At 30.0% G+C, this 23,086-nt stretch carries 20 protein-coding genes; 5 read left to right on the top strand and 15 right to left on the bottom strand.

From position 1 onward, the window contains the following. Positions 1-125: 125 nt before the first annotated feature. The 4 genes from COL3_RS08990 to COL3_RS09005 form a co-directional block, all read right to left on the bottom strand. Positions 126-947, bottom strand: a complete 822-nt coding sequence (locus COL3_RS08990) for a carbon-nitrogen hydrolase family protein (RefSeq protein WP_008428501.1) — start codon at positions 945-947, stop codon at positions 126-128. A gap of 12 nt (positions 948-959) precedes the next feature. Beyond that, positions 960-2,351 (bottom strand): APC family permease, encoded by a 1,392-nt coding sequence (locus tag COL3_RS08995; protein ID WP_008428502.1) that lies wholly within the window; start codon positions 2,349-2,351, stop codon positions 960-962. Between the two features lie 113 nt (positions 2,352-2,464). Then, the gene (locus COL3_RS09000; protein WP_008428504.1) at positions 2,465-3,595 is read right to left on the bottom strand and encodes an iron-containing alcohol dehydrogenase; all 1,131 of its coding nucleotides are present in this window, start codon (positions 3,593-3,595) and stop codon (positions 2,465-2,467) included. Positions 3,596-3,799: 204 nt separating this feature from the next. Beyond that, positions 3,800-5,107 carry an aspartate aminotransferase family protein gene (locus COL3_RS09005; protein ID WP_008428506.1) on the bottom strand — a complete coding sequence of 436 codons (1,308 nt, stop codon included), beginning with the start codon at positions 5,105-5,107 and terminating at the stop codon, positions 3,800-3,802. Positions 5,108-5,353: 246 nt separating this feature from the next. Between COL3_RS09005 and COL3_RS09010 the strand changes: the two genes are divergently transcribed. Beyond that, complete coding sequence (locus COL3_RS09010) at positions 5,354-5,764, top strand: hemerythrin domain-containing protein (RefSeq protein ID WP_008428508.1); 411 nt, start codon at positions 5,354-5,356, stop codon at positions 5,762-5,764. Positions 5,765-5,830: 66 nt separating this feature from the next. Here COL3_RS09010 and cysK read toward each other — a convergent pair whose 3' ends face one another. From cysK to COL3_RS09045, 7 genes are all read right to left on the bottom strand, one after another. Next, entirely contained in the window at positions 5,831-6,766 is a 936-nt protein-coding gene (cysK, locus tag COL3_RS09015; protein ID WP_008428509.1) for a cysteine synthase A, read from the bottom strand. A gap of 306 nt (positions 6,767-7,072) precedes the next feature. Next, a complete protein-coding gene (locus tag COL3_RS09020) occupies positions 7,073-7,510 on the bottom strand; it encodes a MarR family transcriptional regulator (protein ID WP_008428511.1) in 438 nt (145 codons plus the stop codon). Between the two features lie 117 nt (positions 7,511-7,627). After that, positions 7,628-8,494 (bottom strand): NAD(P)/FAD-dependent oxidoreductase, encoded by an 867-nt coding sequence (locus tag COL3_RS09025; RefSeq protein ID WP_008428513.1) that lies wholly within the window; start codon positions 8,492-8,494, stop codon positions 7,628-7,630. A 157-nt stretch (positions 8,495-8,651) separates the two neighbouring features. Next, on the bottom strand, positions 8,652-8,960 hold the full coding sequence (gene trxA, locus COL3_RS09030) for a thioredoxin (RefSeq protein ID WP_008428515.1): 309 nt from the start codon (positions 8,958-8,960) through the stop codon (positions 8,652-8,654). Positions 8,961-9,215: 255 nt separating this feature from the next. Then, positions 9,216-9,983 carry a hypothetical protein gene (locus tag COL3_RS09035; RefSeq protein ID WP_008428517.1) on the bottom strand — a complete coding sequence of 256 codons (768 nt, stop codon included), beginning with the start codon at positions 9,981-9,983 and terminating at the stop codon, positions 9,216-9,218. 236 nt (positions 9,984-10,219) lie between these two features. Beyond that, a complete protein-coding gene (locus COL3_RS09040; protein WP_008428519.1) occupies positions 10,220-10,978 on the bottom strand; it encodes an EFR1 family ferrodoxin in 759 nt (252 codons plus the stop codon). Positions 10,979-11,047: 69 nt separating this feature from the next. Next, positions 11,048-12,823, bottom strand: a complete 1,776-nt coding sequence (locus COL3_RS09045; RefSeq protein ID WP_008428521.1) for a M3 family oligoendopeptidase — start codon at positions 12,821-12,823, stop codon at positions 11,048-11,050. 293 nt (positions 12,824-13,116) lie between these two features. Between COL3_RS09045 and COL3_RS09050 the strand changes: the two genes are divergently transcribed. Next, the gene (locus COL3_RS09050) at positions 13,117-13,443 is read left to right on the top strand and encodes a hypothetical protein (RefSeq protein ID WP_008428523.1); all 327 of its coding nucleotides are present in this window, start codon (positions 13,117-13,119) and stop codon (positions 13,441-13,443) included. Between the two features lie 176 nt (positions 13,444-13,619). Here COL3_RS09050 and yicI read toward each other — a convergent pair whose 3' ends face one another. From yicI to COL3_RS09070, 4 genes are all read right to left on the bottom strand, one after another. Next, positions 13,620-15,968, bottom strand: a complete 2,349-nt coding sequence (gene yicI, locus COL3_RS09055) for an alpha-xylosidase (protein WP_008428525.1) — start codon at positions 15,966-15,968, stop codon at positions 13,620-13,622. A gap of 209 nt (positions 15,969-16,177) precedes the next feature. Further along, positions 16,178-17,005: a carbohydrate ABC transporter permease gene (locus tag COL3_RS09060; protein WP_008428527.1), complete on the bottom strand. Its 828-nt coding sequence runs from the start codon at positions 17,003-17,005 to the stop codon at positions 16,178-16,180. After that, the gene (locus COL3_RS09065; protein ID WP_008428529.1) at positions 17,005-17,883 is read right to left on the bottom strand and encodes a sugar ABC transporter permease; all 879 of its coding nucleotides are present in this window, start codon (positions 17,881-17,883) and stop codon (positions 17,005-17,007) included. The genes COL3_RS09060 and COL3_RS09065 overlap by 1 nt, the downstream gene beginning before the upstream one ends. Positions 17,884-17,963: 80 nt before the next feature. Then, positions 17,964-19,298 (bottom strand): ABC transporter substrate-binding protein, encoded by a 1,335-nt coding sequence (locus COL3_RS09070; protein WP_008428532.1) that lies wholly within the window; start codon positions 19,296-19,298, stop codon positions 17,964-17,966. Between the two features lie 179 nt (positions 19,299-19,477). Here COL3_RS09070 and COL3_RS09075 point away from each other — a divergent pair, with 179 nt between their 5' ends. From COL3_RS09075 to COL3_RS09085, 3 genes are read left to right on the top strand one after another with little or no spacing between them, the layout of a single operon-like run. After that, the gene (locus COL3_RS09075; RefSeq protein WP_008428533.1) at positions 19,478-21,352 is read left to right on the top strand and encodes a sensor histidine kinase; all 1,875 of its coding nucleotides are present in this window, start codon (positions 19,478-19,480) and stop codon (positions 21,350-21,352) included. Further along, entirely contained in the window at positions 21,330-22,100 is a 771-nt protein-coding gene (locus tag COL3_RS09080) for a response regulator (protein WP_008428535.1), read from the top strand. The genes COL3_RS09075 and COL3_RS09080 overlap by 23 nt, the downstream gene beginning before the upstream one ends. Positions 22,101-22,112: 12 nt before the next feature. Continuing rightward, positions 22,113-23,012 (top strand): CPBP family intramembrane glutamic endopeptidase, encoded by a 900-nt coding sequence (locus COL3_RS09085; RefSeq protein ID WP_008428537.1) that lies wholly within the window; start codon positions 22,113-22,115, stop codon positions 23,010-23,012. Positions 23,013-23,086 lie beyond the last annotated feature (74 nt).

Here is a 23,086-nt window from a genome sequence, read left to right on the forward strand (position 1 = left end):
ATTTTTCACCACTCAAAAATCTCACAATCGTTGATATCACTCAATTTCAACAATTAAAAGTCCCACAATTTCCCAAACTAAAAAAAGCGCCTCATAAATTACTATATGAGACGCTTTTGCTAAAACTAATAGTTTTTCCCTAATTCTTTATACAATTCTGGTCTTCTGTCTTTGAACATTGTGTAGTATTCTGCTCTTAATTTTCTTGGTGATTCTAAATCTATTTCAGCAGAGATTATCCCTTCAATTTCTTCATTTAATTCAACTAAAGGCTTTCCTACTGGATCTATAATTTTACTATGTCCAAAGAATCCTAATTCTTTATCATGTCCAATTCTGTTTGCTGCTACTAAATATATGCAGTTATCAAAGGCTCTTGCTCTAGTCACTAAATCCCAATCATCAGAATAAGGCTTTTCCCAGTTTGTATTAACAACAAGAAGCTCAGCACCCTTTAAACAATAGGTTCTAGCTACCTCTGGAAATGCAGTATCCCAGCAGATCATTACTCCAATTTTCCCAAAGGAAGTATTGAAGATTGGAAAATCGCAGCCTGCCCTGAAATACTTCTTTTCAGTATCAAATAGATGAACTTTTCTATATACTCCCGCTATCTTCCCATTGTTATCAATGCACACAGAAGAATTGTATAAAATATCTGTTAATACATTATCTCTTTCTGGAAATCCAAATACTATATTGGTATTAAATCTCTTAGCTAAATCGCTAATTACTTTGATGCTATTACTGGCTTCTACTGTTTCAGCTAAATTTTGAAATTCACTTCCACACTCATATCCTGAAGTTATTAATTCTGGAAATACGATCAAATCTGTTTCACTATCTTTTCTCATAGCTTCACAAATAAGCTCTTGCATCTTTTCTAAATTGTATTTAACATCACATAATTTAGGTTTCATTTGAATACATGATACTTTTATCTTCATAAGTATACCTCTCTATTCTAGTACGTAGGCTTGTTCTCCCTCACTGCTTTCTTGTACTTTTAAATCTTTTCCTAATATGCTGCTAATTATAAAACCTAGTCCTATCCATCCTAATACTATATATGGAAATAAATTATTGGGGAATTCTGGAATAGGATAAATATTTGAATATAGTACATATAAAAGAGCTACTATTGATACTATTGGCACTACTAAATGAGCTTTACCCCAAACTTTGTTTCTTGTAAAGTATACCATGGCACCTATACTAGTGAATATATAAGAAACAAGTATTGCTAGTGAACCTATAGTTGCTAAATATCCAAACACTTCTATTCCATCATGCTCAAATAATGCAAGTTGTACTATATCTGAAATTACTATAATTAATACTAACGCAAAGTATGGTGTATTATGTTTAGAATGAAGCTTCATCATAACCTTAGGCATAATTCCATCTCTGCTAAGTGCAAATAACATTCTTGATCCTGCGCAATATGATCCAAGTGCACATGAGAAATTTGAACATGCTGCAACTAAAATTAATACTGTACCGAAACCTGTTGTTAGATATTTTGCAGATAAATCTGTAAGTGGTAAAGTAGATGAAGATAATGCCTTAAGCCCATCTGCATCAAGACCAAATCCTATAACTTGAGCATAGCTACATACTAAGTAAAATAATCCTGATAAAAATACTGCACTTATTATTGCTATAGGAATAAACTTTTTAGGATTTTTTGTTTCTTCTCCTAAACTTGAAGCACTTTCAAACCCTATGAAGGAAAGAAATGCAAACACTGAAGTTGAAGCAAGCGCTGACATGCTAACTCCATTTGTTTTAAATGGTGTTAAGCTTAAACCTGTTGTAGTTCCTACTTTAAATAAAATTACAACTGACAATATTAATATAAGAAATATTGATATTCCTTCAATAACTAAAATAATTCTATTACATATCTTTGCATCGATTATTCCAAGGACAATCATAGCAATTGATGCAATTATTGAAATAGGCAGCCAATTTACATTTAATCCGAACACAGCTAAAAATCCTGAGAAGAAGTTACCAAAGCCTGCCGCTGTTCCACCTGCTAAGGTAATGTATGCAAGTAATAATGCCCATCCTGACGTAAAGCCCATTTTATTCCCTAATGCTTTTTTGGTAAAAGCATAAAGTGAACCTGATGCTGATATATAATGATTAAACTTTATAATTGAGTAAGATACAAGACCGACTACTATAGTTGAAATTAAAAATACAAGAGGTGCAGAAAATGAACATGTTTCTGCCATTAACGAGATATTTAATGCCATTGCCGCTGTTGGTGCTATAATAGCAACTGATAAAGCCACTGTTTCAATAATACTTAAATTATCCTTTTTTAAACTTAATTTTTCCATGGTAACTCCTCCTAATAAAATTATTTTTATATTTAAGAATGCAAAAAGGCGCACTGCTTTTTTTAATTTCAGTGCGCCATTGCCTTTAATATATTCATTTTTAATTTTGCTATTTATAGTGATTTATAATAAATTTCTTTAATTTCTTCTACTGAAAACTCCTTAGGATGATTTGCTACACTTGGCTTTGATACTTTCATGCAGTTCTCTGCCATCCAGTCAATATCATTTTCCTTAACTCCAAGTTCACCTAAAGTAACTTTTAAATCAATCTTTTTAAGGAAACTTCTTATAGCATCTGCACAATCCTTTGCATCTGTTCCACCTAACATTTTTGATATATCATTATACTTTTCTATATCACTTTCCCATGATTTCTCAACAATTACAGGTGTTAATGCTGCAAGTCCTTTTCCATGAACAATATCATAAAGTCCGCTTGCTGGATGTTCAAGACCATGTGGTGCAGTTACTCCTGCAACTCCAATTACCATTCCACCTAAAGTACTGGCTAAAGTTACATTTTCCCATGCCTCTAAGTTACTTGGATCATTGTATACTTTAATTAAATTGTCTGCTAATAATTTTATTCCATAATAAGCCTGCATGCTTGTTAATGGTTGTCCTATTTTCGAGACATAAGCTTCCATATTATGTGCTAATGCATCAAATCCAACAGATGCAAGTATGCTCTTTGGCATTGTAGTCATAAGCTCTGGATCGATAATCGATGCTTTTGCGATAATTACATTAGTTCTAAGAGATTTCTTATCTTTAGTTTCTGGATTTGTAAGTACAGAAAAACAGTTTCCTTCACTTCCTGTTCCACAAGTTGTTGGAACTAAAACTATAGGTAGTGCTTCGTTTCCTTGCTTTATTCCAAATATATATTCTGATATATCTCCTGGATTTTTAGCAGAAAATGCTATACTCTTTGCTGCATCCATAATACTTCCGCCACCAAGGCCTAAAACCACATCACAGCCTGTTTCCTTTATAACATCTACGCCTTCATAAACTGTTGTAGTTAGTGGATTTTGCTCTACTTTATCAAAAACCTCATATTCAACTTTTGCTTCTTTTAATAAACTTATTGTTTTATCAAGTAATCCACTTTTCTTTGTACTGCTTCTTCCAGTTACAATAAGTGCTTTTTTTCCATACTTAGCTACTTCAGTTCCTATTTCATTACTTCTTCCTCTTCCGAATAAGAGGTTTATTGGTAAATTATAATTAAATATCATTTTAAATTCCTCCCAAACATTCACTGATAAATATAATTCCTTAAGCATTTTTTTATAGCTAATACTAAATAAAAGTATAAAAAAATGCCTTTATTAATAATAAAGACACCTTTGTCATAACTATACTATCATATTAAAACTATATATTCTATAATTTTATCTAACAATATTTTAGTGCATCATGGACAATATGAAAATATTATTTCAATTTTGTATTTCATAGAATATTTGATTTACAACCTGTAGGGTCTTTTCAATATCTTCTTCAGTATGTTCAGTTGAAAGATATAGCCTTCCTCTTCTAGATGTAAATCTAATTCCATATTCTTTAGCCCTGTTTACAAAGTCTTCATAAAAATGTATATCTGCATTCTCAATATAATCTCTAAAATCCTTTGGTGAAGTATCCATTCCAAATATCAGTATACATATTGATCTAACATTACATGAAAATAATTTAATTTTATATTTCTCTCCTAATTCCCTTATACCATTAACTAACCTTTCTCCTAAGGCATCAAACTTTTCATAGACCTTTTTATTCTCCAAAGTTTCTATTGTAGCTAATGCAGCTGCCACTGAAATTGGATTGGCATTAAATGTTCCTGATGCATGTACACCAGAATCCATTATTTCTTTCCTTCCTGCCACTGCTGATAATGGATAGCCCGAAGCTATAGCTTTTGCAAAGACTGAAATATCAGGAGTAATTTTATAATATTCTTGAGCTCCGCCAAGAGCTACTCTAAATCCAGTTATTACTTCATCAAAAATTAGTATAATATTATATTTTGTTGACAATTCTCTTAAACCCTCTAGATATCCGACTTGTGGCAATATAGGACCAGAATCAAACATAATTGGTTCTGTAATTATAGCTGCAATTTCCTTAAAATTATCCTTTAAGACCTTCTCAAGTATTTCTAAGTCATTCCAAGGAAGAATTATAATATCATCAACCGCTTCATTTCTTTGACCTTTGGAATGAAGAATTTTATTTGGATTTTCTCTTGGTCCAAGCTCATCTATAGACCCAGCATCTATTGTCACCTTTTCTTCGTCAGACCATCCATGATATTGTCCCTCAAATTTAATAATTTTCCTCTTTCCTGTATAAGCTCTTGCAATTCTAAAGGCATGCATATTAGCTTCTGTTCCTGAACTTTGAAAAGATATTTTTTCTGCACATGGAATAATTTCTGTAAGCTTTTTTGATAATCTATATAAATCATATGTAGTTGCTGCAAATTGAGAGCCTTTTTCTAATTGTTTACTTACAGACATGTTTATAACTTCGGGGTTAAATCCTAAAAGCATTGGTCCAAAAGCTCCAATATAATCAATATATTCATTTCCATCTATATCATATACCTTTGATCCTTTTCCTCTTTCTATACAAATAGGATATTCTTCATATTGTGATTTTTGAAATGAACTTGCAACACCATCCACTAAATATTTTTTTGTTTCTTCAAACATATTCTTTGATTTCCTAGTCTCAAATTTTTTCATAAGCATCCCCCTTTTGTACATTTATATTAATACAAAAAAATGGCAAAAGTGTCTTCTTTAATAATAAAGACACCTTCGCCATCATATACTTAATCTTATCACATCAAATATACAAATTATATGAGCCCCATAAACAATAATTTAGTGCATTACCTACAATTTGGTATCATTGTAACTTTTGTTACATACATCTTATTCCGTAATATTTATAATTTAATCATAAGATAAATAAACGAGGTGTTAATTATGAATATAGATAATTTAATTAGAGAACATAAAGGTATTTTTGAGGAAATAAATTATATAAATAGTTTAACTAATAAAAATGATTTAGAATCTAATCTTTTAGATATAACTAGTCATATAAATAAACTTGCTGGCAAATTGACTATTCATTTAGGTTCTGAAGATAAGTTCTTATATCCTAATCTTCTTAATTGTGGGGATAATAAAATTAAAAACTTAGCGAATTCTTACATTAATGAAATGGGAGGTATTTCAGATATATTTAAAAATTATAAAAATAATTTTAATACAAAGAGTAAAATTCTTTCATTAGGTATCAGTACTTTTATATTTGAAACAAAGAAAATGTTAAAGTCAATAGAAGCGCGTATCAACAAGGAAGAAAGTGAATTATACAAACTTATTAAATAAAAAACATAACCTCGACTCACTACAATACCAAGTGAGCCGAGGTCTATTAAATTTATTATGATAAGCTTATTTATCTTCAAATAGAGCAGTTGATAAGTAACGTTCTCCTGTATCTGGTAGTAATGCTACAATTGTCTTTCCTGCGTTTTCTGGACGTTTTGCTAGTTCAGTTGCTGCATATATTGCTGCACCTGATGAAATACCAACAAGTAATCCTTCTGTTTTAGATAATTCTCTTGCACCTGCAAATGCTTCTTCAGTTTTAATCTTTATGATCTCATCATATATTTTTGTATTTAAAACGTCAGGTACAAACCCAGCACCAATTCCTTGTATTTTATGAGGGCCTGCTTTGCCTTCAGATAATACTGGAGAATCAGCTGGTTCTACTGCAACAATTTTTACATCTGGATTTTTAGATTTTAAATATTCTCCAACCCCTGTAACTGTTCCACCTGTACCAACACCTGCAACAAAGATATCTACTTTTCCATCTGTATCTTCCCAAACTTCAGGTCCTGTTGTATTTTTGTGTACTTCTGGATTAGCTGGGTTTACGAATTGTCCTGGAATAAATGAATTTGGAGTTTCTTCTGCTAATTCAGCTGCTTTTGCTATAGCTCCCTTCATTCCTTTTGCACCTTCAGTTAATACTATTTCAGCTCCATAAGCTTTTATAAGGCTACGTCTTTCTACACTCATTGTTTCTGGCATAACTATTATAACCTTATATCCTTTTGCAGTTCCTACTGATGCAATTCCAATACCTGTATTTCCGCTAGTAGGTTCAATTATTACTGATCCTGGCTTTAATTGTCCTTTTTTTTCTGCATCTTCAATCATTGCTTTTGCAATTCTATCTTTAACGCTTCCAGCTGGATTAAAATATTCTAACTTTGCTAATACTGTAGCCTTTAAATCTTTTCCTTCACTATAATTTGATACTTCTAATAATGGTGTTCTTCCTACTAATTCCGCTAAGTTCTTATAAATCTTTGACATTACAACCACTCCTTAATCTTTTCTCACATTCTCATATAATTCTTATCTGTTTACTATGTTATAAGTATATTCCTCTATTTCCATATAGTCAATACTTTTTTTATATATTAATAAAAAGATTTTATATATTTTTCTATGGATTAAATAAATTTTTATCTTTATTATATTAGAATTACAGTTATATAAAGAAATTATTCAAAAAGCTACAAGCTTTTTATTGAAATGATTTTTTATCTCACGAAATTTTATACTTTTATGTATATAAAAAAAGATGAAACAAATAAGTTTCACCCCTTGATCTTGATCCTATTCTAAAGTTCCTAATAATTCATCTAAATGCTTTTTTAATGCTAATATATTTTCTACCGGCATATTTATTTTACATGCCATTTCATTCGGCACTTCTAATATCTCATCTTTTAATAGTCTTCCTTTTTCAGTCAATTCAACTATTACTACTCTATCATCATTCATATCTCTATATCTTGTTATTAATCCCATACTTTCTATCTTTTTTAATAGTGGAGTTAAAGTACCTGAATCAAGATGCAGCCTTCTACCTATATCTTTAACTGTACTTTTTTCATCTTCCCATAATACAAGCATAGCAATATACTGTGTATATGTTAGGTTAAATTTATCTAAAACAGGCTTATATAATTTAATTATTTCCCTTGATGCTGCATATAAAGAAAAACAAACTTGATTATCCAATTTGATACTATCATATTTATATTTATTCATGATTTTTCTCCTACATTAGTATATTATTTATACAAATTCATTTTAATAAATCGATTTAAGTTTAACTTTTTTGACTTTATCTGTCAATTACCAAGCAAGCTTGCAAAATAAATCAAATTACTTCTTATTAACTGAATCTACATAACTTGCTGCTGATAATCCTGCTATATTTCCTTCTCCAGCCGCCTTAATATACTGATACGGTTTTCCAACAACATCTCCTGCCGCAAAACATCCAGCTATACTCGTTTTCATTAATCTATCAACTTCTATATGATTATCTACTATTTTTATTCCTGGAACTAATTGCCCTGGAGATATACTATCCCTTAATATAAAAATGCCATCTGTATGAATTTCCGAGTTTCTAAGTTTTAACTTACTTACTTTTTCTTCTCCAATAATTTCTAATGGAGTATCATTAATAATTACAATAGAAGATTCAACCTCAACTTCTTCTTTATACATAGGAATATAATAGACTTTCGATGCTATTGAGGCAATAAAATTAGCTTCTTCTTCCTCATGTTTATTATAAGCTATTATTGTAACTACTTTATCTTTATATAAAGGTGCATCGCATGTTGCGCAGTATCCAACACCCTTTCCAAGTAGTCTCTCTTCTCCTTCAAAAAGTTTTCCATATTGAACTCCTGTAGCTAATATAACTGAAGTAGCTTCATACATTTTTTCATTTACCATTAAAGCAAAATAATCGCCCATTGCATAAACATTATTAATTCTTTCTTCGGTTATACGTATATCCATTTCACTTAAATGATTATTAAATTCCTCCTGAAGTTCTTTCCCACTCTTTCTATAAAACCCTAAATAATTGTTTATTTCATGAGCATTGGCAAGCTTGCTGGAAAGTTCCTTATTCCCAAATATTATAAAACTTTTCTTTCTTATTCTCGCATTTAAAGCAGCCGAAAGACCTGCTGGGCCACTGCCTATTATTGCAATGTCATATCTTTCATTCATCTTGATTTCCTCCAATATTTGTATAATTACATGTAGCTTTCAGCATAATTTATAAGATTCTTAATAAGAACTAAATTTCACTCAATACATATTATTTAAATTAAAACATAGTACATTTTATTTTTGTACTATGCTCTCTGTTACTAATAAATAAATTTTATAAATTTTTTTCTATTGTTTCTTGAATTCTTTCCTTTGGTAAAAATCCTACAAGTTGATCTACTTTTTCTCCATCTTTAAATATAACCATAGTTGGCACGCTAGAAATTTGGAATTGATTTGCTAAATCTAAGCTTTGATCTATATCAACCTTTATAAATTTAGCTTTTCCACTCATATCATTTGAAAGACCTTCAAGGACTGGTGCTAACATTTTACAAGGACCACACCATGTTGCAAAGAAGTCAACAACTGTGATTCCACTTTCTATTTCACTCTTAAATTCATTACTATCTACTATCTTCATTCTTATTCCTCCATTTATATCATAAAAAATTTTATATTAACTATTTTAAGCTTTTTCTAGATTAGTATACATATATACAACTTATATTTACTAAAATTAAATTTTATTCAATATATTTATAATCTTATTTTACTTTTTATAATATTTATTGTCAATATTTCATATAAAACTTTTCTTACATATAGTAAAACATATAAAAAAATCAACTTTAAATATTATTTTACATTATATTTAAAGTTGGTTTTGAAGATTTCTCTATTTAATTATAATTTTAAATTCATCAAGATTTATTTTATACTCAGTCAGCATCTCAATAACAGTATCTCTAAATGAGTTTTGAGTTGATTTTTTTTCTACTGGGCGAATTTCTTTAACAACTTTATTACTATTCTTGTTTTGCTTGTATTGTTTATTTAAAATCTCAGCAGTCTTTACAAGTAAGTCATCCCAATCATCAACCTGCACTGTTTTATCATCCACCCTGAAAGCTTTTGGTTCTTTTAAGGAAAAATCCTTATAGATTTCCACTTCTCCTTGATTAATTTCTAACTCACTTAAGCTCTCACTATTAACTGCTGGGCTTTCTTTTTCATTCTCTTCGCTTAATTTTTGAGCAGCTTCTTCAGTTCTATTTTCATGCTTTTTTATATTCTTCTCATACTCATCTTGCATCCATTTAACATATTCTCCTATATTTTGAACGACATCATATATATTTATTGACGTATCTCTATATGCTCTACTTAACTTAAAATCCCTATTTTTCTTAATAATTTCACTTGATTTATCTTCTACATAATCAATTGTATTTTCTAATATGTTAGCTAAATTATTAAGACCATTTTGAATTTCGATAGACATTGCCGGAAAATTTTCAATTACGTACTGAATTGTCTCAACATTAAATAATAATAGATTTTTTTGCTTATAACTGCTCTTTTCATCTTCTTTCTTTTGAATTTTAGGCTCATTAATAACTTGTACTTCATTGGTTTGAATCTCATCCTTCTTAAAAAATCCCATTACCAAACAACTCCATTCACATTAATATTACATACATTTTACCATAATATTACATATTTGTTTATCTATTCACAAAAATATTTTTATTATTTTAAAATGAATTTATGTGATATTAAAATTGGGATTTACTATACAATATTTTACTGTTCAAAATATGCATGCACTAAACTTATCCTTAGGACTAATATATGGATCTGTATTTAGAATCGAGTTTATTTCATGCATTTTAAAACTAATTATAATAATTCTTCTCTTTTTATATATGGGTTTAAGTATCGATTCTTTTTTATTGTTGATTTTCCAATATTTATTGCCTTCTTAGGGCATATATTTATGCATGCCATACAATCAGTACATTTCCCTGACCATCTTGGTCTATTGCTATCCATTGTAATGTTATCTACTGGGCAAACCTTTTGACACATACTGCACCCAATACAATTATTATTTACATTAAACTTCTTATCTTTATTTTTGTACCATTCTCTCCATATCTTATATTCTAAATTTCCAATTCCGTTCTTAAAATCTTTTGTTTTAATTTCTTTTTTCCTAAGAGATTCTATAAATTCTAATAGTGTATTTTCATTTTTCTTTATAGCAGCTTTAGCTCTTTCTTCGCTAGGATTTATTCCTGCTCTAGTATAATTTGAAATATATTTAATGGTACAGTAGTTATTTATTTTAAGATTATCCTTCAATAGCTTATTTATCTGATTGAAGCTGGTATTTGCTCCACCCCCGCCTGATACGCCAACTGCAAAAATGTATGCATCTTTATTAATTTTTAATTTGGAAATAAAATCATCAACTACAATTGGTATCCCTGCATAGTGAATTGGATAGATAAAGCCAATCATATCATCTGTAACGTCATATTCTTTTTCCTTTAATGCTTTGTTTATAGATATTAATTTACTTTCTTTAAAATCCTCTTTTATCATTTTTGCAACATATAGTGAGTTACCTGTGGCTGTATAATAAAATATAATCATTCCTGAAATCCCCCTAGTATTTATAATATAATATTCTAATTACATGCCTATTATAAATGTAGTAAAATATTATTCATGACTAAGTCTTATAAACTCTTCTATATCCTCTTCAATAGTTTTTAAAGAATTTCTCCAGAAATCTTTATCATTTATATTTATGCCCATAACTTTAGTTACATCTGCTATTTTATTTTTACCTGTAATTGAAAGTAAGTTTTCATAATCTTTTGCAAAAGTGCTGCCTTTTCTTAAATATTCAGCATATAGTCCTTTTGCAAATAATAGTCCAAATGCATATGGGAAATTGTAATAATTATATTCAGCATCATAATAATGTGGTTTCCACGTCCACATATATGGATGAAGAAAATCAGGATCTAATCCATCTCCATATGCTTCTCTCTGAGCATTTAGCATAAGTTCTTTTATCTCCTCAACACTTAAAGCACTTTCTTTTCTTGCTTCAAAAAATGATTTTTCAAATAAAAACCTTGAATAAATATCAACAATTACTTGAGTGCAGTCGCTTATTTCAGTTTCAAGGATAGTTAAAGCCTCTTCCTTAGTTGCATCTTTGATTGCAGCTTTCTTAATTATTGTTTCACAAAAAGTAGATGCTGTTTCTGCTATTGGCATTGGATAATCTGAATTTAATATGGTTTCGTTATTTAAACATTCGCCATGAAATCCATGTCCAAGCTCGTGAGCAAGGGTTACTACATCTCCAAAATTATCTCCGTAATTTAATAGGATTCTGCTTTCACCAATGAAATGTAAATTTTCACAAAATGCTCCCCCAACTTTACCTTCTTTTGGTTTTACATCAATCCAATTATTGTTTATTGCTTTTCTCGCAAAATCACCTAAATGTTCACTAAAGGTTCTAAAATTTTTCTCTACAAATTTAGTTCCTTCTTCATAGGAAAATTTCATATCTGCTTCACAAACTGGTGCATATAAATCATAAAAAGGCAACCCGTTCTTGTGTCCTAACATTTCGCCTTTTCTTCTTAAATATTTTCTAAACGCAGGAAGGCTTTCTTTCATAGCTGAAAGCATTGCTTCTAGTGATTCATCATCCATTCTTGAATCCTTAAGAGTTTTTTCAAGTGGTGACTTATATCCTCTTAAATTGCAGACAGTTAAAACCTCACCTTTAATTGCATTTAAAGAGGCTGCTACCCCCTCTTCCACCTTTTTATATGAATTTATTTCTGCTTCATATGCTTTTTTTCTTATGTTTTTATCCTTATCATAAGCCATATTTAATATTACAGTTAATGGTATTTCTTTAATTTCTCCATTTTCTTCAAAATCTACTTTTAAATTAGAAATTAAAGTATCCTTTAACTTTAACCAAGCATTAGAACCTGTATTTTTCATATTGGCTATTACATTTTCTTCTTTTTCACTAAGTAAATATCTGCTTTGTTCCACGATACTCTTTAGTAAAAATTCATGTTCCTTAAGAACTTTAGATTGATTTATTATTTCATCTATATCTTTTATTTCACTAATATATCTTTCTAATTTAACCGAACTCTCTACAAGATTAGTTAATTTCTTTTCTAAAATATCTGAATACTTTAGTGCATCCTTATTCTTTGTATTTACACTTAAGCTTAGATTTATAAAACTACTAAGCTTGCTAGACAAAATAGAAAAAGCTGAAAATTTATTTATATACTCTTCTAATTTTTGTGGCAGATTTTCTTTATCCTTTACTACATTATTTGTCCACCTATTAATATTTTCTATAGCTTCATTAATATTTTCCAAATCCCTTTTAAATTCCTCACTATCAAATGCTGGATATATTTCATTAAGACTCCAGTTTAGTTCCATATAAACTCCTCCTAAAATAAGATATTTATGATTTCTGGTGAAGATACCTACATTAAGTAAACATGTTAATATGTGCCTCTAATAAATCAAGTTATGAATCTTGGTATCTATTTTAATTACCAATCAAATTTTATTTTATTCACTAATAATAATTATAATTCATAGTTTAAATTTTTTCTTCTTAATTTTACTTATATGTATAACTTGAGTAATATTTTTCAAATTATGTTATAATAAGTTCTATGTAAAGACATTAATATATTTTATTAAATGCTTAAAAAGGGGGAGTATGTATGGGAATAACAGTATTGATAGCATGTATTGCCACTATTGCAGTTGTTATATTTCAAGTAGTTTTTACATTGTTTGAAGCAAATCCATATAAAAAGGTTTATTATAAATTTCTTTTGGAACTGAGTAAAGCTCCTAAAGATGCTGAATTAAAGAAAAGAGCAATAGAAGCTGGAAATGATTATTATAGTAGAATAAAATCTTACGGAATGGGAAGTTTTAGAGGCGCTGTAACCTCAGCTAGAATGAAGACGTTAATAGGCCCTGTAGATGAAAAAATGCTGTTTGAAGATATGACAAGAATAGTTAAAATAGAACCGCCGAAATAGGAGTTAGGCTTTATAAAAAAACAAAAAGATAAACCATGAATAATAGTTTACCTTTTTGTTTTATAAATTCAGCTATTATCTTTTTTGTTATACTTACAAGAGGGGTATTCTTATATTATAACTACTGGAAAATTAATGTTTTAGAATAAATATAGCTGAAGGTTTAACTAGATTGATTACTTTAAATAGCATATAAATTTGCTATTACCAGAGTTTAATAAAATTTTGCTGTCGTTACCTTCTATTATTAGTTCTCCACCATCAGCTTTTTCAATATTTGATGTATTTTTTAATATGAAAGTCCAATTTCCATCTGTTCCTGTTGAATGAACAATGATCTCTTTTTCAGTTCTTACAGCTTTTACTTCAAGGACAGTTTCCCCATTTATATCTAAAATAGTGGTCTTTGCCTTTTTATTTTCTTTTAACTCAAATGCTAAAACTGATACATCTTTTCTGTAGTTATAGTCCGGTTTTGAATTTTCATGTCCAACAGCTATTAAGCTATTTTCTTTTACCATCATAGGTACGCTTAAATAATCATGTGTTTCCTTAATCCATCTTCCGCCTTCATATTTCTTTCCGTTTATGAAGTTAGTCCAAGTTCCTTCTGGTAAATAATAATTAGCTTCTCCTTCTTCATTAAAGATAGGTGCAACTAAAATGGAATCTCCAAGCATATATTGTTTATCTAAATAGTTACAAGCCAAATCCTCCTGGAATTCTAATACCATAGCTCTCATAGCTGGGATACCTTTTTTTGATGCATTATTTGCTACATAATATAAGTAAGGCATTATACTGCATTTAAGCTTAGTGAAGAATCTCACTACATCGCAAGCTTCTTCATCATAAAGCCATGGCACTCTATATGAACTGCTTCCATGTAATCTGCTGTGGGAAGATAATAATCCAAAAGCTACCCATCTCTTATATACATCAGCAGTTGCAGTGCTCTCAAAGCCTCCAATATCATGGCTCCAGAATCCAAAACCAGACATACAGAGTGACAAGCCACCTCTTAAACTTTCTGCCATTGATTCATAGTTCGCTTCGCAGTCTCCTCCCCAGTGCACTGGGAATTGTTGTCCACCAACAGTAGCTGATCTTGCAAATACTGCGGCCTCATTTTCTCCTAAATTTTCTTTAAGAGTCTCAAATACTACCTTGTTATAAATTTGAGTATAATAATTATGCATCTTATATGGATCTGATCCATCAAAATAAGCAACCTCTGTTGGTATACGTTCACCAAAATCAGTCTTGAAGCAATCTACTCCCATGTCAATTAATTCTTTAAGTTTACTTGAATACCATTTGCATGCAGCTGGATTTGTAAAATCTACAATTCCCATTGCAGGCTGCCATAGATCCCACTGCCACACATCACCATTAGGCTTCTTTATTAAGTAGCCATTTTCCATGCCTTCATCAAATAACTTTGATTCTTGAGCTATATATGGATTTATCCAAACACAAATTTTTAATCCTTTTTTCTTTAATCTTGTAAGCATGCCTTTTGGATCTGGAAACACTCTGCTATCCCATTCAAAGTTACACCAATTAAAATCTCTCATCCAAAAGCAGTCAAAATGGAATACCCTAAGTGGTAAATCTCTATCTGCCATGCCATCAACAAAACTATTTACTGTTTCTTCATCATAATTTGTAGTAAAAGAAGTTGTAAGCCATAATCCAAATGACCATGCTGGTGGAAGTGCTGGTTTACCTGTTAAGGTTGTATAATTTTCAACAACTTCTTTCATTGATTCCCCGCCAATTATAAAGTAATCTAAACATTCTCCATGAACACTGAATTGAACTTTAGCTACTTTTTCTGAGCCAACTTCAAATGATACCTTCTCTGGATGATTTACAAATACTCCATAGCCTTTATTAGTAATATAGAATGGTATATTTTTATATGACTGTTCTGTACTAGTTCCTCCATCTTCATTCCATATATCTATGCTTTGTCCATTCTTAACTAAAGGTGTAAACCTCTCTCCAAGACCATAAACCAATTCACCTACAGATAATTGTAGTTGTTCTCTCATGAAAACACCTTCTTCTGGAACTTTCATAAAGACTCTTTCTTCAGTAGTATTAACATATGCTAACCCTCTTGGCATACTGGAAGTTAATTTCTTATCACCTTTATAGAAGTTTATTTCAAATACTTTTTTATTTATAACAGCTTTAACATTTCCAGATTTAAATACAATCTCTTTCTCATTATCCTCAATTACAACATCGGTATTTTCACCTTCAAAGATTTCAAAGCTTGGGGATTTCTTTTGTTGACCCATAAAATGATATGCTCGAACCCTTATTACATTTTCCATAGTTGAAGATATTTTATATGTTATTACTGGCCCTTTTAATGTGTCTCCTCTTTGGTTTATTTTATTGCAAGGTGCATATATCGTTAAAATATCTCCCTCAATTTTATAATTATAAACTTCTTTAGGGCTATATATTTGATATCCTGGTTTGTCTAACCAACAACCGTTACTAAATTTCATATTAACACTCCCTTTAACTCAGTTATGAGTTAAGAGTTATGAGTTCACAGTTTAGGTAGAAAAGCCTACAGGCTTTTCTTATATTATATATTTTGGAAATCCCTCCAGGGATTTCATCCTCAACTCTTAACCTTTAATTCTCAACTCTCAACTGAAATTTTTTAACTTTTAACTTTTAACTTTTAACTTTTAACTTTTAACTGAGTTAATTAGCCTTTTACTGATCCGGCTGCTACTCCTCCAACAATATACTTTTGTCCTAATATAAATATTATTAAAACAGGAAGTAATGTTAAAATAATATCAGCACTAACTAAGTTCCATGAATTTTCAAATGCTCCAAAGAAATTATAAACTGCTAAAGTCATTGGCCACTTTGTTGAATTATTTAGGTAGTAAAGAGGCATTGTAAAGTCATTCCATACAGCCATAAAATTTAAAACAAACAGAGTTGAAATAATTGGCTTTAATAATGGTAGAATTATTTTTACAAATAATCTAACTGGTCCGCATCCATCTATAACTGCTGCTTCATCTATTTCCCGGGGAATTGTTGAAATAAATCCATAGGATAAAAACAAACTAAGAGGAATATTAATTGCTGCATAAACAAGAATAATACCTATTCTTGTATTTACAAGATTTAATGCCTGCAAAACCTTCATTAGTGCAACATTGTTAATTGGTATAGCAATACCAGAAAGAATAAAATAGTAAATCAGATTATTTATGCCTTTACGATTTCTAGCAATAACAAAGGCTGCCGCTGCTACTACAATTACAATAATTAAAACACTGCAGGTAGCATATAAAAGACTATTAAAGAATGATGATACTAGTTTTCCTTGTTCAATTACTGTTTTATAGTTTGCAAATATCCATTCTTTAGGCAGTGAAAGAGACATCTTATTGGATTCACCTTGTGTTTTGAAGGAATTAAGAAGTAAAACCACCATTGGTATTAGTACCAGTAAGCTTATAAAAATTGATATAACATTTGCTGCTATGCTTCCAACTGATTTCTTTAAAGTACCCATTACATATCTACCTCCTTATTTTCCATAGATTTTATAATAAAATATACTAGTAACATTAATGCAAAGAATAATATACTTGATAATGTTGTACCCATTGCATAATTTCCTTTAGAGAACTCCTTATAAACCGCTGTGTTAATTACTCCTGTTGCATTACCTGGGCCACCATTTGTTAATGAATAGATCATATCAAATACTCTAAATCCATATGTTACGTTTAGAATTGTTACATTTATAATAATTGGCTTTAATAATGGCAAGGTTATTAAGCGAAACTTTTGCCAAAAATTAGCACCATCAATATTTGCAGCTTCATAGTAATCAGGAGAAATAGACATTAATCCTGCAATAATAACAACCATTATATATCCCATACCCTTCCATGTGTCTACTGACATAACGGTTGCAAAAACAATTTTTAAATCGGTTAACCAATTCATAGCTAAGAAATTTAACCCTACAGACTTAAGAAAGTTATTTACAAAACCTGTATCAGGATGTAACATACTTTTAAATACTAGTCCAACTACTAAATAGGACATTACTTGTGGAGAAAAAATAACCATTCTGTGAAAGTTTTTTAATTTAATAACTTTTTGAGTTAGTAATAATGCTAAAGCTAATCCTACTACTGTTTTCATTATTGTTGTTACTGTTGTAAATAATACTGTATTCCATAAATACGCACGATATTCTGGTTTCCCTTTCAATACTTCTGCATAGTTTTTTAATCCTACAAAATTAATTTTATCAGTGAAGTTATTCCAATCAGTAAAAGAGTATAATATACCAATAATTCCTGGTAAAAAGCAAAGTAAGAAGAATATTATAAGTGCACCGCTTGTAAAATACCACGGATATAATTTTTTCCTGTCCATTTAAACCCCTCCATTTTAGAAAAATAAGGCTTCTAAAATGGAGAAACCTTATTTTTATTTACTATAATTAATTACTGTGATTATTTATTCCAATCAGGATCTTTTTGTAGCTGAGCTTGTTCTTTTCTTCTATTCATAATTGTTTGTAAAACTTGTTGTGGAGTAGATGATCCAGTATACATAGCTTCTAAATCCTTACCAACATCCATCCATTGGCTGTCAATGTATTTAACACCAGCCTGCATAACCATTCCTTTTTGTAATGAATCAATATATGCTTGATCTTCTTTTGAATATTTTGATTTGATTTCTGGCCAGCATAATTCAGATAATCCTGGCTGTCCATCTAAACGTTTTTGTAAATTTTCAGGTTTTGCTAAGAAATCAAAGAATTTCTTTGCTTCTTCAACATGTTTTCCGTTTTTGTTTATGAAATATGCATTACTTGCTGGATTTACACCGATTGCTTGATTATCTCCCCAAGGCATTACAAAAATACCTAATTTATTAACATCGAAATCTGGGAAGTCTGCTTTTACTTCATTTCTCCAAGCTGATTCTGCTATAAACATTGCTGCTTTTCCATTTGCCATTGCTTCTTTTGCGTTTTCAACTGTATTGCTTAAATAATTGTCTCCATAGAATCCTAAATCTGCACATTCTTTTAACTCACTAATAATAGTTTGTAATTCAGGTACAGAATCTAAATCAACTTCATTTTTATTAAGTTTATTATATAAGTCTGGATGCTTTTGTTGATACATAGCCCCTGTTTCAAATAAAGGAAGAACTTGATGCCATCCATTTTGAGTGCCTTCATATATTGGTGTAACCCCTGAATCTTTTATCTTTTGACATACATTTTTAAATTCTGCATAATTAGTTGGAATTTTCAATCCTAATTTATCAAATATTTCTTTATTGTATACGTAGAAATACATCTTCTTACCTGGGAAAGTAATTCCATAAACCTTTCCGTTATAAGAAATTGAAGGAAGAACATTTGGGTCCATTCTCTTTACCCATTCTTCATTTGATACATCCAAAACATATTTTTCTGGATTAACTCTTGTTACTAGGTTTAATGGGTCAGCATCTGCACAGAAAATATCTGGCGCTTCACCTGAGTCTAATTTAACTTTTAATAAGTCACGCCATTGTGCATCTGGTGAAATTTGAAAATCAATTTTAATGCCTGTTTCCTTTTCAAATTCCTTTGCTAAATCTTGTACAACACCAGACGTAGGAAGTCCTGATTGATGTGAACCAAATGTTAATGTAACTTTTTCACCACCCCCTGAAGATTTTGAATCAGTTGCAGTATCATTAGATTTTCCCCCGCATCCTGCAAGTACTCCACCTGCCATAACAGTAATACAAAGAGCACTTAATACTTTTACTAAACGTTTTCTCATAAATGTATCCCTCCATCTTTTTAATACTTGCAATATCGCATATGCTTGATGATATGCTTTACATTGAGTACATTCTTATGATAACATTTACTCAATTTATTAGACATAGACAAAACAAAACTTCCTTTTGCACTTTTTTGAACATTAGTATATAATACTTTTGAAAAGGAGGGCTTATAATGAATATGCGATTTAACTATTCTCAAAAGGTATATTTGTTCTTTATTTATGGACTTTTAGTAATTGCGCTATTGTCTTTATTTTTCATATCTTTCTATTCTTTTTACAGTAAAGATATTTATAAAGATGCAAAAACAAAGTCAGAAACGCTTTGTACCTCTGTTCAAAATTCTGTCTCTACAGAGCTTAATAATATGTCAACTATATCAATGAATATTGTATACTCTAATGCTATAAAGAAAAACTTTACAAGCTTTGCAAAAAATAATACTAATAAAATTGAACTTGATAATTTTTCTGTATCTCGAGAAAACGTTTTATCCATCTATGATATTATCACAGCTATTATTGGCCCCTATCAATCTGCATCTCAAGTCAACCTTTACACCCTTAACGGAATATCCATAGGCTCCGGTTCTTTTCAAGGAGTTACAAATGTCAATTTAAGCTCCATTCCTTGGTATGATGAAACTATTAATAAGAATGGTGGAAAAAATATTTCAACTACTGCAAAACTCACAAATGATATTAAAAAAAATTATTATAATTCCAAAGATGAATATTTATCACTAACTCGTTTATTTTTTAACAGCACTAATGAACCAGAAGGTATTGTTGAGGTGTTGCAGGATTATAAGGTTGTATTTTCTTTAATTTCAGAATTAAAGAGTAGAAATCCTTCAACTTCATTTTATGTTTACAATGAAAAAAACGAATTAGTTTATCCAAATAATTCAGATTTAACTACTGATATAAACTATATTGACGTTATTAAAAGTAATAACCTAGCTCCATCTGTAGGAGCATTAGCTAATTTAGGAAATAACGAAAACGTTCTTATTACCTACCAAAAAATTGAGCCATATGGCTGGACAGTCATTACCAGCGAACCTAAGGACATTGTATTTAGGTCACTATATGCATTTGAGCAAGGTTTTATTATTATAATAATTCTTTCAATTTTCTTTACTTTGTTACTATGTTTTGTTATATCAACTCGTTTAACATATCCCTTAAGCAGATTAACAAAGGCAACAAAAAAGGTAACTATAAGCAGAGTATTAAGCGAAAAAGAACTTATATTAGACCCTGTTGACAGTAATATAAGTGAAATTACAGAGCTATATAAATCTTTTATGGAAATGTATGATAAACTGAGGGATTCTTCCCACGAAATTTTATTATTAAGATCCGAAGAAACTAGAGCTAAACTTCAGGCGACTCAATCTCTTGTTAATCCGCATTTTTTATATAATAATTTAACAAACATAAGTATTATGGCAGAGGAAGAGATGAATGAAGATATTATAAAGATGTGCCATTCATTGTGTGATTATTTTCGTTATATTACTGCCAGTGATGAAACTGCAGTTCCTTTATCTGAAGAAATTTTTTATACAGAAAAATATATTGATTGTATGAAAATGAGATATGGTGACGATTTAATTTATCATTCTGATATTCACAAGGATACAGAAAATATATTAATTCCTAAATTAATAGTTCAGCCTATTGTGGAAAATGCATTTAAACATGGATTATGTTCATCACCTCCATGGTATTTAAATATTACTTCCAGCATAGAAGATGATAAATGGTTAATTCATATTGAAGATAATGGCGGATGTCTTAGTGATGAGAAAAAGGAGGAGCTATTATCAACATTTCATAATCTAAATAAAGACAAGGAGCTAAAAAATCTAAAAATAGGCGGCATGGGTACTAAAAATGTTTATTTAAGACTTAAACTTTTATATAATGAAAATGCTATTTTTGAAATCAATAATTCTAAAAGCAATAAAACTATCTTTACAATTGGTGGCCCAATTTATTATAATAAGGAGGATTTTTATGGAAACTATACACAATTATAAATATCTTGTGGTAGAGGATGAGCATTTAATTAGGCAAAATTTAATAAAGAAAATCAATTCTTTATCTGTTCCTCTTGAATTAGTTGGTGAGGCTAGTAACGGTGAAAATGCTATCAAGCTTATAGAGCAATTATATCCATCCCTAGTAATAACTGATATAAAAATGCCTCAATCTGATGGTTTAGAACTTATTAAATATATTCACTTAAACCATCCCCATATTAAAACAATGATATTAAGCGGATATAATGACTTTAAATATGCTCAAACAGCACTAAAATATGGAGTAAAAGATTTTCTTTTAAAGCCAATTAAGCTAGATGAACTTAATTCAGCACTACAAAACATTCTTGTTCTTCTAGATTCAGAAAATAAAGAAGTATCTTCTTTTTCCATTGATCCACATAACTTAAAACCAGAAAATCTAAGCCAGCTTCTAGAAAATTATCTGCTTAATAATTATGCTTCTATAACATCATTAAACACAATTGCCGATAAATTTGGATTTACAAATGAATATCTAAGTAAAATATTTAAAAAATATACAGGCGAAACTCCACTAAAATATATTACAAAACTTCGAATTAATGAATCAAAACAGCTTCTAATCAATCAGCCAGACATGGAAATAAAAAAGGTTGGAGAGTTAGTTGGATATAAGGATGCCTTTTACTTTAGCCGCGTATTCAAATCAAATGTAGGCGTTTATCCTAGTGATTATAGGTTAAAACACCTAAATTCCAATTAAAGGAGAATTATTTTGTTTAATAATATTAATAGATTAAAAGAAAAGAAAATGTTTAAAGATCTAGAGCACAGTGAATTTTTGCCTAATGGATTTTTAATATTACTTGTTTTTGCTATATTGTGGGGAGGAAGTTTTGGTTTAGGCAGACTTATATCAACATACCTACTAAAAGATGTAACTAATCAAACTTTGGGACTATCACTTCGCAGCATTATAACATGTGGCTTTCAAATTTTCATATTTTTTCTGTGGGTAAGATTTATAGAAAGAAGGAAATTTTCCACTGTGGGCTTTAGAGGAAATAGCAGGTTATACAAGTTTATTATAGGCTTCTTTATAGGAATTATCTCTATTACAATAATAACTTTTATCTTGTTCCTTGCAGGGGCAATACAAATTGAAATTGTGCAAAACATTAATATGAGTATAAGCTCATATATTGGAATAATAGTAATAGTTGCAGGATGGCTTGTTCAAAGCGCTTCAGAAGAGATAGGCATAAGAGGGTGGTTAATACCGCTTTTAGGAGCAAAGTATAATCCTCTAATATCTATTTTAGTAACGTCTATTACCTTTGGGGTTTTACATCTTTTTGTGCCAACAGCAACGATACTATCATTTGCAAATTTAATTTTATCTGGAATTTTTTTTGCTCTATATGCTATAAGCGAAGACTCCCTTTTAGGTGTCTGGGGTTGTCATTTTGGTTGGAATTTAGCACTAGGCAATATATACGCATTTAGCGTGAGTGGATTTTCCCCAAGAGGTTCTGCAATTTTTAAAATTAAAGTTATTGGGGACAACCTGTTAACAGGGGGTCAATTTGGACCAGAAGGTGGACTCCTAGCTACATTAATTGTAATTATTGGAATCATAATATGCTGCATTAGGATTAAAAAAAGTCTTGCTTAAGTAAATATTATAATTTCCATATAGATGAAGAATCTTACTGCATAATAAGCTTCTTCATCCACCTGTTAATATCA

Source organism: Clostridium sp. LS, assembly GCF_002760435.1.
In the GTDB taxonomy this organism is placed as follows: Bacteria; Bacillota; Clostridia; order Clostridiales; family Clostridiaceae; genus Clostridium.

Bases quoted from the DNA above. Each gene is read 5' to 3' on its own strand.
- COL3_RS08990 (WP_008428501.1), bottom strand. From the start codon at position 947: ATGAAGATAAAAGTATCATGTATTCAAATGAAACCTAAATTATGTGAT.
- COL3_RS08995 (WP_008428502.1), bottom strand. From the start codon at position 2,351: ATGGAAAAATTAAGTTTAAAAAAGGATAATTTAAGTATTATTGAAACA.
- COL3_RS09000 (WP_008428504.1), bottom strand. From the start codon at position 3,595: ATGATATTTAATTATAATTTACCAATAAACCTCTTATTCGGAAGAGGA.
- COL3_RS09005 (WP_008428506.1), bottom strand. From the start codon at position 5,107: ATGAAAAAATTTGAGACTAGGAAATCAAAGAATATGTTTGAAGAAACA.
- COL3_RS09010 (WP_008428508.1), top strand. From the start codon at position 5,354: ATGAATATAGATAATTTAATTAGAGAACATAAAGGTATTTTTGAGGAA.
- cysK (WP_008428509.1), bottom strand. From the start codon at position 6,766: ATGTCAAAGATTTATAAGAACTTAGCGGAATTAGTAGGAAGAACACCA.
- COL3_RS09020 (WP_008428511.1), bottom strand. From the start codon at position 7,510: ATGAATAAATATAAATATGATAGTATCAAATTGGATAATCAAGTTTGT.
- COL3_RS09025 (WP_008428513.1), bottom strand. From the start codon at position 8,494: ATGAATGAAAGATATGACATTGCAATAATAGGCAGTGGCCCAGCAGGT.
- trxA (WP_008428515.1), bottom strand. From the start codon at position 8,960: ATGAAGATAGTAGATAGTAATGAATTTAAGAGTGAAATAGAAAGTGGA.
- COL3_RS09035 (WP_008428517.1), bottom strand. From the start codon at position 9,983: ATGGGATTTTTTAAGAAGGATGAGATTCAAACCAATGAAGTACAAGTT.
- COL3_RS09040 (WP_008428519.1), bottom strand. From the start codon at position 10,978: ATGATTATATTTTATTATACAGCCACAGGTAACTCACTATATGTTGCA.
- COL3_RS09045 (WP_008428521.1), bottom strand. From the start codon at position 12,823: ATGGAACTAAACTGGAGTCTTAATGAAATATATCCAGCATTTGATAGT.
- COL3_RS09050 (WP_008428523.1), top strand. From the start codon at position 13,117: ATGGGAATAACAGTATTGATAGCATGTATTGCCACTATTGCAGTTGTT.
- yicI (WP_008428525.1), bottom strand. From the start codon at position 15,968: ATGAAATTTAGTAACGGTTGTTGGTTAGACAAACCAGGATATCAAATA.
- COL3_RS09060 (WP_008428527.1), bottom strand. From the start codon at position 17,005: ATGGGTACTTTAAAGAAATCAGTTGGAAGCATAGCAGCAAATGTTATA.
- COL3_RS09065 (WP_008428529.1), bottom strand. From the start codon at position 17,883: ATGGACAGGAAAAAATTATATCCGTGGTATTTTACAAGCGGTGCACTT.
- COL3_RS09070 (WP_008428532.1), bottom strand. From the start codon at position 19,298: ATGAGAAAACGTTTAGTAAAAGTATTAAGTGCTCTTTGTATTACTGTT.
- COL3_RS09075 (WP_008428533.1), top strand. From the start codon at position 19,478: ATGAATATGCGATTTAACTATTCTCAAAAGGTATATTTGTTCTTTATT.
- COL3_RS09080 (WP_008428535.1), top strand. From the start codon at position 21,330: ATGGAAACTATACACAATTATAAATATCTTGTGGTAGAGGATGAGCAT.